Source organism: Streptomyces tendae, from assembly GCF_014650435.1.
Lineage (GTDB): Bacteria > Actinomycetota > Actinomycetes > Streptomycetales > Streptomycetaceae > Streptomyces > Streptomyces tendae.
In genome coordinates this window covers 35,809-49,142 of the sequence record NZ_BMUY01000001.1, presented here as the reverse complement: position 1 = coordinate 49,142, position 13,334 = coordinate 35,809, and the positions used below count along the sequence as shown (strand labels likewise).

Genomic DNA, 13,334 nt, shown 5'->3' with positions numbered 1-13,334 from the left:
ACGCGCGTCCCGCAGGGGACAGTGTGAGTCAGACGGACCTAGGATTGGAAGAATCTTCTAGAAAATTATTCTAGAAAAGGAAGCGAGAGCGCGCCTGTCCATGAGCCCCAAACAACACCGCGGCGAGGTCACCTCCGACCTCCTCCTGGACGCCGCGCTCCGCCTCTACACGGAGTCGGGCGAACAGGGCGTCACCGTCACCGCGGTCACCCGCACCAGCGGGGTCAGCCTCGGCAGCCTCTACCACCACTTCGGCAGCCTCGACGGCCTGCTCACGGCGCTCACCGAGCGCTGGACCGGGCGGCTGCTGGAACAGCTGGTCACCGCGCTGACCAGTGCCGGGACCGCCCGGGAGGGGATCCGGGCCGTCGTCGGGGCCTATCTGGCCTTCGTCCGCGACCACCCCGGCGCGGCGCTCCTCGTGCACTCCCCGCGCGCCGACCGGCGCCTGATGGCGCACGGCCAGGAGGTGCGGGACGCGCAGCAGCCGACCGTCTCGGCGATGGCCGGGTGGATCCAGCCCCGCATCGACGCGGGTGAAATCGCCCCGCTCCCCATGCCGTTGCTGGAGTCCCTGGTCCTGGGCCCGGTCGTGGCCGTCGCCCGGCGCCGCCTGTCCGGGGTCCGGGACGTCGACCTGGACGAGGCCGCGCGCATCCTGCCGGAGCGGATCTGGCGGTCGATCAGCGCGGACGGGGCGTAGGCGGTGCGCGGGGCGGGGCCCGCGGCGGTGGTGGTTGTCCCCCGAGGGAGCTACGGGCAGGTGTCCACCGCGGGGTGACGATCCGGGACCGGTGGATCCATAGAGTCTTCATCAGTCGCCGAGCACCACAGGCCGACCGAGAGAAATCCCCCCAACACCGCGTCCCTACCCCACCCTTGCCTGCTGGAGGCCCCCCATGTTCCGCACCTTCGCCAAGGCGATTGCCGCGATCGCCGTCGTCTGCGCCGTGGCCGGCGCGGGACTCGTCCTGAACGAGGAGTACGGCAAGGACGACTCCGACGCGAAGGACACCGCCGCTTCCGCGGGAGCCTCCTTCACCGGCACGAAGAAGATCGACGTCGACGGCCACACGGTCAACGTCTCCTGCTCCGGCCACTCGGACGCGGACCAGCCGCTGGTGGTGCTGATGGCGGGCGGCGGCGAGGGCCTGGGCAACATGGCCGCCCTGCAGAAGTCCCTGAGCAAGACGGACCGGGTGTGCTCCTACGACCGCCTCGGCGAGGGCAAGAGCGACAAGCCCGCCAAGGGCGAACTGCAGACCATGAACGACGCCAGCGTCCTGCTCACCAAGCTCCTCGACCACCTCGCGGGCGACCGCCCGGTCGTCCTGGCGGGGCACTCCCTGGGCGGCTACATCGCCGCCCGCTACACCCCGGACCACACCGACCGCGTCAAGGGCCTGGTCCTCCTGGACGCCACCGTCCCCCACCTCACCCGTGACATGAAGCGCACCATTCCCGCCGACGCCACCGGCGCGTCCGCCCAGGCCCGGGACGGCGCGATCGGGGGCAACGCCGGCCAGAACCCGGAGCAGTTCGTCATCGCCGACGGCCCGGTCCACTCGGCCGGCGACATCCCGGTCGAGATCCTCAAGCACGAGTCCCAGTACTCCGTGGTCCCCGAGTACGAGGCCGCCCTGGAGAAGATGTGGGCCGACGGCCAGCAGGAGTGGCTGAAGCTGTCCACCGACAGCAAGGTCACCACGGCCGAGGGCAGCAGCCACTACATCCACACCGACCGCCCCGACCTCGCCCTCAAGGCCGTCCAGAGCGTCACCGCCCGCGCCACCGACGCCCACTAGCACCCCCTCCCTCCCCAGACCGGCCCTGGGCCGTGGCTTCCCCCGCCACGACCCAGGGCCTCCCCCGTTGCCCGCAGCCCGTGCCGGTCTCGGCGATGCCCCGCGATGCTCCCGCGGCCAGCAGGCGGAGCAGGCGGCCCTGTTCGGGCCTCCCCTGGTCAGGTACTGATGGCCGCCGGGTCCCGCATAGGCTGCGCCCGGTGAGCGATCGCGAGCGTCGTCTGCGTACCGTCGATCTGGCCCGGGCGGTCGGGCTGTCGACGCAGCAGGTGCGCAACTACGAGGGCGCCGGTGTCCTGCCCCCGGCCGGGCGGACCGACGCCGGGTACCGGGTGTTCGGCGAGCGGCACCGGGACGCGCTGCTGACGTACCGGGCGTTGCAGCCGGGGTACGGGGCGGTGACGGCGACGCGGGTGATGCGGGCCGCGCACGACGGGGACGTGGCCGGTGCCCTCGCCCTGGTGGACGCGGCGCACGCCGAGCTGCACGAGGAGCGGGTGTCGCTGCGGGCCGCCGGTGAGGCACTGGAGGCGCTGGCCGGTCGGGATGCCGACGCGCCGCCGCCGCGTTCCGGCGAGCCGTCCGGGCTGCGTATCGGCGAGGTGGCCGCGCTGGTCGGCGTACGGACGTCCGCGCTGCGGGTGTGGGAGGACGCGGGGCTGCTCGTGCCCGGGCGGGAGCGCGGCACCGGGTACCGCGTGTACGGGCCCGCGGACGTGCGGGACGCGCGGGTGGTGCGCGCGCTGCGCCGCAGTCACCACCTCCTCGAGCAGATCCGGCCCGTGCTGGAAGACCTGCGGCGCGCGGGGAGCAGCGAGGCGCTGCGGGCGGCGGTCGAGGCGCGCGGGCGGGCCCTCACCGCGCGGACGCGGTCGATGCTGGCGGGGGCGGGCGCCCTGCACGCGTATCTGGAGTGACGGGCGAGGCGTGAAGGGTGCACGGGGGAAGGGTGAAGGGCGGCCGGGCGGTTGGGGCGTATCGGCGTTCGAGAGGCCATCCGTTCCGTTGAACAGTGCCGACACGGCGGGTGCGCGGCCGCGCGGACGGCATTCCCTTGGTCGGGTCTGTACATCTGCGAACGGAGACCTCCTCGTGCGAATGACCGACATCCAGCGCTGCGAGATCCGGCCCGGGCGCCTCGTCGAGTGGACGCTCAGTCCGGCGACGCTCGACATCGCGGCGGCGCTGCCGGAGGACGCGCGCCCGCCCGCGTACATCCAGGAGTCGCACATCCGGACGGCCCGGTCGGTGCGCGAGGACGGCCTGTTCGTGCCGACCTGGCTCGGGGCCGCCTTCGACATCCCGGGACCGGTCGATCTCGACGTGCTCCAGGAGGCGTTGCGGGCCTGGACGCTGCGGCACGAGACGCTGCGCAGCGGTTTCCGGTGGAGCGGCGAACACGGGGACACGATGCGCCGGTTCACGCTCGACGCGGACGCGGTGGCCCTGCACCGCGAGGACGTCGGTGACTTCCCGGACGCGACGGACCTCGCCCGGCACCTCCAGGACCGCTTCGACCGCGTCGCGGACGCGCTGCGCTGGCCCAACCTCATCTACACGGCGGTCGTCCGCGACGACGGCGTCAGCGTCTACATGGCCTTCGACCACAGCAACGTCGACGCCTACTCCATCTACCGCATCCCCGCCGAGGTCGGCGAGCTGTACGCCGCGGGCGTCGCCGGGCGGACCGTGCCGCGTCCCCGGGTCGGCTCCTACGTCGACTTCTGCGAGGCCGAGCGGGCGGAGGCGGACCGGATCGACGGCGACCACGACATCGTGGCCCGCTGGCGGGAGTTCATCCGGCGCTGCGACGGCCGGCTGCCCTCCTTCCCCGTCGACCTCGGCGTCAGGACCGGCGGCCCGCTGCCCGAACAGCGGATGCTGCGCGAGCCGTTGGTGGACGCGGCCGACGCCGCCGCGTTCGAGGCGTACTGCCGTCCCTACGGCGGCAGCCTGGTCGGTGTGCTGGCCGCGACCGCGCTGATCGTCCACGAGATCGGCGGCGAGCCCGTCTACCGCACCGTCGTGCCCTTCCACACCCGGTCACGGTCGCAGTGGGCGGAGTCCGTCGGCTGGTACGTGGGCGGCGCGCCGATCGAGGTCCCGGTGGACCGGGCCCACGACTTCCCCAGCGCCCTCGGCACCGTCCGCGCCGAACTCCAGGCCAACCGGCGGCTGTCCCGCATGCCGATCGACCGCGTGCTGCGGCTGCTCGGCACGGACTTCAGGCCGACCTCGCCCGACCTGTACTCGATCGTGTCGTACGTCGACGCCCGTGACGTCCCGGGCGCCGACAGCTGGCCGGACCGGACGGCGTACGCACTGCTCCGGGTCTCCTACGGCGACCAGGTGTGCGCCTGGATCACCCGGCTCCCCGAGGGCCTGTGGTTCGCCAGCCGCTACCCGGACACCGACGTCGCCCACAAGAACCTGCGGCTGTACGTCGAGCGGCTGCGGGACGTCGTCACGGGCGTCGCCCGCGGGGACTTCGGGCCGCCGCTCACCGGTCGGTGAGGGAGATCCGGCCCGCGTGCAGGCGCCCGTCGCCGCCGTCGAAGTACACCCGGTCGTCATCGCCGGCGGCGGCCACGTCGGGGTCTCCGGACGACAGACGCACCTGGGCCGCGGACTCGCCGGTACGCGCGTCGGCGGTGTGCAGTGTGCCGGCTTCGGTACTGAAGAGCACCGAGCCGTCCAGCAGACCGTGCAGTTCGGGCTCGGTTCCGGTGTGCGCGGACCACAGCGGCCTGCCGGTGGCCGCGGCGACCGCGTGCACGTCTCCCGAGCCCGACACGCTGCCGTTGTTCTCGCCGGTGCAGCCGAGGACCATGCCGTCGGTCACCACGAGCGGTTCAAGCCAGTCCCGGACCTCGACGTCCGGTTCGTAGGTCCACAGCCGGGTGCCCCGCCGGGCGTCCACGGCGTGCAGGACACCGCGCTCGGCGCCGAAGTAGACCGTGTCCCCCGCCACCTTGATCGCCGTCGCCCCGCCCCCGATCTCCTGGCTCGCGCGGTACCGCCACCGCTGCTCCCCGGTCTCCGCGTCCAGGGCGTAGAAGAAGGTGCCGCCCTCCTCCCACATCCCGCCGTAGAGCACCCCGTCCTCCACCGCGAGCGCGTGGGACAGGCCGTACTCGACCGGCCGGGTCCACTTCAGCCGCCCGGTGGCGACGTCCAGCGCCGACACCGCGTACCTGCCGGACCGTTCGGACCCCTCGGGCAGGTCGTACATGGCGTTGACGTAGACGGTTCCGTCGGCCACGAGGACCCGCAGGTAGAGGTGGAACGTCGTGCCGGGCGCCGTGTGTGCCTCGGCGGGCACGCTCCAGACCTGCTTGCCGCCGTCCAGGGCGATGCCCCGGATCGTGCCCTTCTCCCCGCCGGTGGCCACGACCACTCCGTCGCTCACGCCTTCGAGGGACGACGCGCTCGGATCGGGGTACGTCCACACGGCATCGCCGCTCTCGGCGTCCACCGCGTGCAGCAGGTCGTCCTTGCCCTTGCCGACCACCTTGCCGTCGGCGAGCACCGGCTGCCAGAGGTCCTGGTCGGACGACCACTGTTCCCGCACCGCCAACTGTTTCGCGGCGGCCGTGGGCCTGCCGCTGCTCTCGGTGCCGTTGCCGCGGCCCGACGAGCCGGAGAAGGCACGCGGCAGCAGCAGGCCGGCGACGACGGCCAGGACGACGAAGGCGCCGGCCGCGGCGAGGACCGCCGTACGCCGCCGGGTCGCCCCCCGCGACCGGGCGTCGGACGAGGGGCCCGTGGGCTGCGTGCCGAGCCGGGCCGTGGCGACGGCGGTCGGCGCCGGACCCACCGTGACGGTCGGCAGGTCGGCGTCCGCGGGCGGCGCTGCGGTCGCCTGAGCAGGCGCCTGCGGCAGCGGCTCGACACCCAGGGCGGCGACGTCGGCGGCGACCGGCGCGGGCAGCCACATACCGGCGGTGAACGTGCCCCTGGTGCCGTCGGCCGCCTCCCAGCGGCCCAGTTCCCCGACGAGTTCGGCCACCTCGGGCCGCTGCCGCGGGTCCTTGGCCAGGCACCGGGCGACGACCTCGGCGAGTCCGTCCGGCACGCGCTCCAGGTCGGGATCCTCGTGGACCACGCGGTAGTTGACGCCGTGCGCGGGCCCGCCCCCGAACGGGCCGGTCCCGGTCGCCGCGTACGCCAGCAGCGCGCCCAGCGCGAACACGTCGCCGGGCGGCCCCACCTCGCGGCCGACCAGCTGCTCGGGCGGAAGGTAGCCGGGGCTGCCGACCACGGCGCCCGTGGTCGTGAGCTTGGTGTCGTCGGCGGCCACCGAGATGCCGAAGTCGATCACCCGGGGTCCGTCCGGCGCCAGGAGCACGTTCGACGGCTTCAGGTCGCGGTGCACCACGTCGGCCCGGTGGATCGCGTCCAGGGCCTCCGCCAGCCCGGACCCCAGGGCCCGCACGGACCTCTCGGGCCAGACGCCGTGCGCCGCGACCGCCGTGCCCAGTGCGACGCCCGGCACGAAGGCGGTGGCCAGCCACGGCAGGTCCGCGTCCGGGTCCGCGTCGACCACGGGCGCGGTGAACGGCCCCGCGACCCGCTGCGCCGCCGCCACCTCCCGCCCGAACCGCCTGCGGAAGGCGGGGTCCTCGGCCAGATCCTCGTGCACCACCTTCACGGCGGCCGCCCGGCCGCCCGGCGAACCGGCCAGGTACACCCGGCCCATCCCGCCCGAGCCGAGCCGGGCGACGATCCGGTAAGGGCCGACCCGCTCGGGATCGCCCGTCTGAAGCGGTACGTACGCCTGCACTCCGCCGTTCCTCCCTCGTGCCGGTCTCTCTCGGCCGTCCGCCCGTGCGAGGGCGGGATCAGGTCGCTGCCCGGTAGGCGGTCAGCCGGCCGTTGATCTCGGTCACCACGACGTCGCCGACGACCCGGACGTCCGTCTCGTCGCCCCCGCCCAGCGATTCCCGCCATCCGGGCTCCCCGCTGCCGGTGTCCAGTGCGGTCAGTCCGCCGTCCGAGGCGCCGACGAGGAGGGTGTCGTCCACGACGTCCAGGGACGTCACCTCGTCGGCCTCCTGTTTCCGCCGCCACCGCTGCGATCCGGTGTCCGCGTCGAAGGCGGAGATGTAGGCGTCGTTCTCGAAGTACACCGTGTCGTCAGCGACTTGGGGCATGCCCGCCCCCTCGCCGAGCCTGCCGTCCCACAGCTCGCCCTCGAACGTGCGGCGCCACTCCTCCTCGCCCGAACGCGCGTCGACGGCGTACAGGGCGCCGTCCAGGGTGCCGAAGTAGACCTTGCCGTCCGCCACCACGAGACCGGTCTCCGCCTCGCTCGCGGCCTGGTGGGTCCACTTCTGTTTGCGGGTACGGAGATCGACGGCGATCAGCTTCTTCTTGCTGTGTATGAGGAGCACGTCGTCGGTGACGGCGATGTTGCTGCCGTCGGCGTTGACTCCGAACCCGTAGTCCCACAGCTTGTCCCCGGTGCGGGTGTCGAGGACGTAGAAGAACGAGACCATGTCCGCGTAGGCCATGTCGCCGACGACCACCGGGGACGGGTGGAAGCTGTCGTCCATGTACCGCCAGCGGTGCTCGCCGTCGTCCGCGTCCACCGCGTACAGGTGGTCGTTGCTGCCGTAGAACAGGAGCCCGCCCGAGACGGCGGTGATCCGGATGTCGTTGCCAACGCTCTTCAGGTGGCCCGTGTCCTGGCTGACGTCGTCGACCCGTACCCGGCGGTCCCAGCGCCGCGAGCCGTCGGTGACGTCCAGGGCGGAGATCCGGTGGTCCTTCTCGTGCGCGAGGTAGAGCATCTCCTGCGAGGAGGCGGACAGTTGCTGTCCGTCGGCCAGGGTGTGCGTCCAGAGCTGCTCCAGGTTGGGCGGCCGGGCGGGCCCGTCGTCGTCGGCGGCCACCCTCCACAGCACGGCACCGGCCGCGGTGACGGCGAGTGCGGTCGCGGTGGCGAGCACCGTCCGCAGGCGGCGGCGCCGGGGTCCGGGCGGGGCCGGGGCCGGGGCCGGGGCCGGGGCGGGAGCGGTCCGGGTGGGGGTGTCCTCCGGGCGGGGCAGGGGCTCGGTGGGCGTTCCGGCCCGCAGCCGGGCGGCCGAGTCGGCGACCGGGCCCGGCAGCCACCCGGCGGTCGTCACGTCCCCGGCCGGTACGGGGGTCTCCGACTCGCCCAGTTCGTCCAGCAGCCACTCCACCGTCGGCCGCTGCGCCGGGTCCTTCGCGAGGCACCGGGCCACCACGTCCGCGAGCGCGGGGGCCAGGGCCCGCAGGTCGGGGTCCTCGTGCACGACGCGGTAGTTGACGGCGTGGGACGCCCCGCCGCCGAACGGGCCGACGCCCGCCGCCGCGTACGCCAGCACCGCCCCCAGGGCGAACACGTCACCGGCCGGTCCCGAGCCCTCGTGGCGCAGCTGTTCGGGAGGGATGAAGCCGGGGGTGCCGATCACCGTCCCGGTCTGGGTGAGCGCGGTGTCGCCGACCGCCGCGGAGATGCCGAAGTCGATGACCCTGGGGCCGTCCGGTGCCAGCAGGACGTTGGACGGTTTCAGGTCCCGGTGCACCAGGTCCGCGGCGTGCACCGCGGCCAGTGCCTCCGCCAGGGCGGCGCCGAGGCCGCGTACCGCCGCCTGCGGCCACACCCCGTGCCGGGCCACCGCCTCCTGGAGGGAGAGTCCGGGCACGTACTCCGTGGCCAGCCAGGCGGGGTCGCCCTCCGGATCGGCGTCCACCACCGCGGCGGTGAAGAATCCCGTCACCCGCCGCGCCGCCGCCACCTCCCGCACGAAGCGCCGCCTGAACCCCTCGTCCCGCAGCAGCGCCTCCCGCACCACCTTCACCGCCACCGCACGCCCACCGGGCGAACGGGCCAGGTACACCCGGCCCATGCCGCCCTGGCCCAGCCTGGCCAGCAGCCGGTACCGCCCCACCCGTTCCGGATCCCCCGCCGTCAGTGGTACCGACGCCACCGCCCCGCCCTCCCCACGCCCGCGACCCCGCGGCCCGCCGTCTCAACGGGCCCTCCCCGCATCGGACTCCGGGTAACACCCCCACGGTTCCCACTCGGCCCACCGGCCATCCCCCGTACGGCGGACTCTCCCCGGAAACGTCACGTCTGCGGACGGCACGGCGAAAGGCCGGTCCCGGTGACCTGGGTCACGGGAACCGGCCTTTGGCCGTGCCTTGTTCAGAAGCCGACGGACTGCAGGGCGCCCAGGCCCACGTCGGCGTAGGAGTGCTTGCCGGAGACGAAGATGTTGACCCCGTAGTAGTTGAACAGCCAGCAGCCGAAGGCGATCAGGGCCAGGTAGGCGGCCTTGCGGCCCTTCCAGCCGGCCGTGGCGCGGGCGTGCAGGTAGCCGGCGTAGGCGACCCAGGTGATGAAGGACCAGGTCTCCTTGGGGTCCCAGCCCCAGTAGCGGCCCCAGGCGTCGCCCGCCCAGATCGCGCCCGCGATGATCGTGAACGTCCACAGCGGGAAGACGGCGGCGTTGACGCGGTAGGCGAACTTGTCGAGGGAGGCGGCGGCGGGCAGCCGGTCCAGGACGGAGCTGGCGAAGCGGCCGGGCGTGCCGCCGGAGGCGAGCTTGTTCTCGAAGCCGTCCTTGAAGAGGTACAGGATCGTGGAGACCGCGCCGACGTAGAAGACCGCGCCGCAGAAGATCGCCGTGGAGACGTGGATGTACAGCCAGTACGAGTGCAGGGCCGGGACGAGCTGGTCGCTGGCGGTGTAGAGGACCGTGACGGCGAGACCGAGGTCCAGCAGGACCGTGGTGGTCAGGGGCAGGCCCAGCCAGCGGACGTTCTTCTTCAGGGCGAGCAGCGCGAGGTACACGCCGACGGCGACCGTCGTGAACGTGATGTTGAACTCGTACATGTTGCCCCACGGCGCCCGCTCCACCGACAGGGCGCGGGTGAGGACGCCGCCCGCCTCGATGGCGAAGGCGAGCACCGTGAGCGAGATGGCGACCCGTCCGTACAGGTCGCCCTTCTCCGTGCCGCCGTGCGCGCCGGGCCCGTCGGGCACGTCGCGGGTGCCGGTCGCGGACCGTACGACGACCGCGGGGCGCTCCAGTACGGCGGTGCCGCCGGCCTTCTTCACGGTGACGGCCGGACCGGACCTGGCGCCGGCCTTGGTCCCGGCCTGGTCGGTGGTGAGCGCGGCGGCGGTGCGGCCGACCTTGCTGCGGCTGCCGAAGAGCCACTCGGCGATGTACGCGAAGAAGGCCAGCGTGTAGACGGCCATCGAGGAGTAGATCAGCGTGTTGCTGACGTTCGCGAGATGCTCGTTGGTCGCGGCGGCCAACTCGGTTGCGGCGGCGAGAGTCACTTCGTCTCAGCCCCTTCGGCAGGTACGACGTGGGTGTCGGGGGAATCGGGGGTGTCGTCGTTCTCGGGCGCGTCGGGCGCCTCGGGGGTCTGGTCGTACAGGGCACCGGCGAGGTCGCCCAGTTCCTCGGGGACCTTCGCGGACTCGCTGCGGCCGAGGCCGGCCATCTCCACGACGGTGACGCCGTCGGCGCCGCGCACGGCCCGCACCCAGACCCTGCGGCGCCGGATGAACAGGGAACCGGCGAGGCCGAGGATGGCGATGACGGCACCGCCGAGCGCCCAGCCGCTGCCGGGCTGCTGCGTGACCTGGAAGCCGGCCCACTCCTGGACGCCGTTGAAGGTGACCGAGCCGGCGCCGTTCGGGAGGGTCATGGTGTCGCCGACCTTGAGCTGCTGCTTGAACAGCTTGCCGTCGGAGCCCTTGAACTCCTCCAGGTTGGTCTTGTCGAGCTGGTAGATGCTCTGCGGGATGCCCGCGTCGACGCCGAGATCGCCGTGGTAGGCGGAGAGCGCGAGCATCGGGTTGATCAGCGCGGGGAAGCTGGAGAGCATCGTGCTGCCCTTGCCGCCGTACGTCGGCAGGAAGAACGCGTTGAAGCCGAGCTGCTCCTTCTCCCCCTTGGCGTTGCGGTAGCCGTCCATGACCTTGACGGCGCCGGAGGAGGTGACATTGGCGTCCAGCGGCAGCAGGGCGACCGCCTGCTTGTCCATCACGACGTCGCCCTTGGCGTCCTTGACGGTCAGGATGGGGGCGTAGCCGTGGCTGACGAGGTAGACCTTGGAGCCGTCGATGTCCAGCGGCTTGTTGACCTCGATGGTCTTCGTCTTCTCGGCGCCGTCGGCACCCTCGCTGTAGGTGACCTTGGCCTCGTAGACGCGCGGGGTGCCGCGGTTGGGGCCGGTCGCCTCGTAGGTGCCGTGGAAGTCCTTCAGGGTGAAGCTGAAGGGGGCCAGGTCGTGGGCCGCGTCGAAGAGGTTCCCGGACTTGAAGTCGTCGTACTGGGTGAGGGTGTTGGAGAAGCCGTCGCCCTCCAGGATCAGCTTGTTTCCCTCGTACTTGAACAGCTGGCCCCAGGCGAAGGCGATCAGCATCACGATCAGCGCGATGTGGAAGGCGAGGTTGCCGACCTCGCGCAGGTAGCCCTTCTCGGCCGCGACGGCGTCACCGGCGGCGTCCGCGTCCGCGCGGAAGCGGCGCTTCTTCAGCAGCTTCAGCGCGGCCTCGCGGACCTCCTCGGGCTCGGCGCCGGTGCGCCAGGTGGTGTAGGCGGGCAGCCGGTCAAGGCGCCGGGGGGCGCGGGGCGGACGGCCGCGGAGTTGGCCGACGAACTGCCAGGTGCGCGGGACGATGCAGCCGATGAGGGAGACGAACAGCAGGATGTAGATCGCGGAGAACCACACCGAGCTGTAGACGTGGAAGAGGCCGAGCTTGTCGTAGACCGGCCCCAGGAGGTCGTGGTTGTCCCGGAACTCCTGGACCTTCATGGCGTCGACGCCGTCCTGCGGGATGAGCGAGCCGGGGATCGCGCCCAGGGACAGCAGCAGGAGCAGGAGCAGTGCGACGCGCATCGAGGTGAGCTGGCGCCAGAACCAGCGGGCCCAGCCGATCACGCCGAGCGAGGGGAGGTTCGGGGCCTCCTCCTTGGGGGCGGTGGACAGCTGGGAGCCGGCGGCGCCGAGGTCCTGGTCGTCACCGGCCGTCTTGTCCGCCGGGGTCTTGCCCGTCGTGGTGTTGCTCATCGGTCAGATCCCTACAGTGAAGCCGTTGGACCAGGTCTGCATGTCCTGCACGATGCTGTCCCACGCGCCGGTGAGCAGCAGCACGCCGGTCGCGATCATCATGGCGCCGCCGATCCGCATCACCCAGACATAGTGGCGCTTGATCCAGCCGAAGGCGCCGAGCGCCTTGCGGAAGGCGACCGCGGCGAGCACGAAGGGCACGCCGAGGCCGACGCAGTACGCGACGGTCAGTATGGCGCCGCGGCCGGCCGTGCCCTGGTCGGCGGAGAGCGCGAGGACGGACGCGAGGGTCGGACCGATGCAGGGCGTCCAGCCGATGCCGAACAGCGCGCCCAGCAGCGGCGCGCCGACCAGGCCGGTCACGGGGCGCTTGTGGAAGCGGAACTCGCGCTGGGTGAACCAGGGCATGAGGCCGACGAAGAAGACGCCCATGAGGATCATGAGCACGCCGAGCACCTTGGTCAGGGTGCCGCGTTCCTCCTGGAGCGTGGAGCCGAAGTAGCCGAAGAGCGCCCCGCTGGAGACGAAGACGGCGGTGAAGCCGAGGACGAAGAGGGAGGCTCCGGCGACCATCCGGCCGCGCCGGGCCTCGCCGAGGTCCGTGCCGGTGACGCCGGTCACGTAGGAGAGGTAGCCGGGGACGAGGGGCAGGACGCAGGGTGAGAAGAAGGAGACGAGGCCGCCGAGCAGCGCGATGGGGAGGGCCACGAGCAGGGCGCCGTTCAGCACCGTGCCGTTGTAGCCCTCGGCCGCGAGGGTGATCGCTGCGGACACGTCACTTCTCCGGCTTGCCGTCGTCGGCGAGGTACGGGGCGAGCATCTTGCGCAGCTTCTCCTCGCTGAGCGCCTGGAGGGTGCGTGCGGCGACCTTGCCCTCCCGGTCGATGACGAGCGTGGAGGGGACGGCCTGCGGGTTGAGGGTGCCCTTCTCGAAGCGGAGCATCAGTCTGCCCGCCGGGTCGTACAGGCTCGGGTAGGTGACGCCGTAGTCCTTCTCGAAGGCGCGGGCCGGGCCGGTGGAGGTGTCGCGGGTGTTGATGCCGACGAACTGGACGCCCTGGTCCTTGACGTCCTGGTAGACCTTCTCGAAGTTCTTGGCCTCGGCACGGCAGGGCGGGCACCACGAGCCCCAGACGTTGAGGACGACGACCTTGCCCTTGTAGTCGGCGACGTCGACCTGGCCGCCGTCGACGGTCTCGCCGGACAGCTCGGGGGCGTCGGCGCGCTGGCCCTTCTTCGCGGTGGCGATGCCGTCGGAGCCGGTGATGAAGCCGGTCTGGCCGCCGCCGCCCGAGGTGCCGCCGGAGCTGCACGCGGACACGAGCAGTGCCGCGACGGCCGCGCCGACGGCGGCCCGGGCGGCCCGGCTACGGACCCGGGCGCGGGCGTCGGCGGTGCGCTCGGTGGAGCGCTCGGCGGTGCGGTTCGAGCGGTTCGAGCGCAGGGGGGCGCGGCTGGCGGCACTCATGT

Annotated in this window: 10 protein-coding genes; 4 read left to right on the top strand and 6 right to left on the bottom strand. The window is 72.6% G+C overall.

Annotation, left to right across the window (positions count from 1 at the left end):
- The first annotated feature begins 100 nt into the window (after positions 1-100).
- The 4 genes from IE258_RS00210 to IE258_RS00195 all read left to right on the top strand — a co-directional run bounded on the left by IE258_RS00210 (position 101) and on the right by IE258_RS00195 (position 4,319).
- Complete coding sequence (locus IE258_RS00210) at positions 101-703, top strand: TetR/AcrR family transcriptional regulator (RefSeq protein WP_189737388.1); 603 nt, start codon at positions 101-103, stop codon at positions 701-703.
- 196 nt (positions 704-899) lie between these two features.
- Positions 900-1,805, top strand: coding sequence for an alpha/beta fold hydrolase (locus tag IE258_RS00205; protein WP_189737385.1), 906 nt, complete (start codon positions 900-902; stop codon positions 1,803-1,805).
- Between the two features lie 200 nt (positions 1,806-2,005).
- The gene (locus IE258_RS00200) at positions 2,006-2,722 is read left to right on the top strand and encodes a MerR family transcriptional regulator (protein WP_189737381.1); all 717 of its coding nucleotides are present in this window, start codon (positions 2,006-2,008) and stop codon (positions 2,720-2,722) included.
- 175 nt (positions 2,723-2,897) lie between these two features.
- On the top strand, positions 2,898-4,319 hold the full coding sequence (locus IE258_RS00195) for a condensation domain-containing protein (RefSeq protein WP_189737378.1): 1,422 nt from the start codon (positions 2,898-2,900) through the stop codon (positions 4,317-4,319).
- Here the strand turns inward: IE258_RS00195 and IE258_RS00190 are convergent.
- The 6 genes from IE258_RS00190 to IE258_RS00165 form a co-directional block, all read right to left on the bottom strand.
- Entirely contained in the window at positions 4,306-6,588 is a 2,283-nt protein-coding gene (locus IE258_RS00190) for a protein kinase domain-containing protein (protein ID WP_189737375.1), read from the bottom strand. The genes IE258_RS00195 and IE258_RS00190 overlap by 14 nt on opposite strands.
- Before the next feature lie 58 nt (positions 6,589-6,646).
- Positions 6,647-8,761: a serine/threonine-protein kinase gene (locus IE258_RS00185; protein ID WP_189737372.1), complete on the bottom strand. Its 2,115-nt coding sequence runs from the start codon at positions 8,759-8,761 to the stop codon at positions 6,647-6,649.
- Between the two features lie 218 nt (positions 8,762-8,979).
- Positions 8,980-10,122, bottom strand: a complete 1,143-nt coding sequence (ccsB, locus tag IE258_RS00180; protein WP_189737370.1) for a c-type cytochrome biogenesis protein CcsB — start codon at positions 10,120-10,122, stop codon at positions 8,980-8,982.
- Positions 10,119-11,864, bottom strand: coding sequence for a cytochrome c biogenesis protein ResB (resB, locus tag IE258_RS00175; protein ID WP_189737367.1), 1,746 nt, complete (start codon positions 11,862-11,864; stop codon positions 10,119-10,121). Before resB ends, ccsB begins: the two co-directional genes overlap by 4 nt.
- Before the next feature lie 3 nt (positions 11,865-11,867).
- Positions 11,868-12,638, bottom strand: coding sequence for a cytochrome c biogenesis CcdA family protein (locus IE258_RS00170; protein ID WP_127893924.1), 771 nt, complete (start codon positions 12,636-12,638; stop codon positions 11,868-11,870).
- Position 12,639: 1 nt separating this feature from the next.
- On the bottom strand, positions 12,640-13,332 hold the full coding sequence (locus tag IE258_RS00165; RefSeq protein WP_189737364.1) for a TlpA family protein disulfide reductase: 693 nt from the start codon (positions 13,330-13,332) through the stop codon (positions 12,640-12,642).
- Positions 13,333-13,334 lie beyond the last annotated feature (2 nt).

Bases quoted from the DNA above. Each gene is read 5' to 3' on its own strand.
- IE258_RS00210 (WP_189737388.1), top strand. From the start codon at position 101: ATGAGCCCCAAACAACACCGCGGCGAGGTCACCTCCGACCTCCTCCTG.
- IE258_RS00205 (WP_189737385.1), top strand. From the start codon at position 900: ATGTTCCGCACCTTCGCCAAGGCGATTGCCGCGATCGCCGTCGTCTGC.
- IE258_RS00165 (WP_189737364.1), bottom strand. From the start codon at position 13,332: ATGAGTGCCGCCAGCCGCGCCCCCCTGCGCTCGAACCGCTCGAACCGC.
- resB (WP_189737367.1), bottom strand. From the start codon at position 11,864: ATGAGCAACACCACGACGGGCAAGACCCCGGCGGACAAGACGGCCGGT.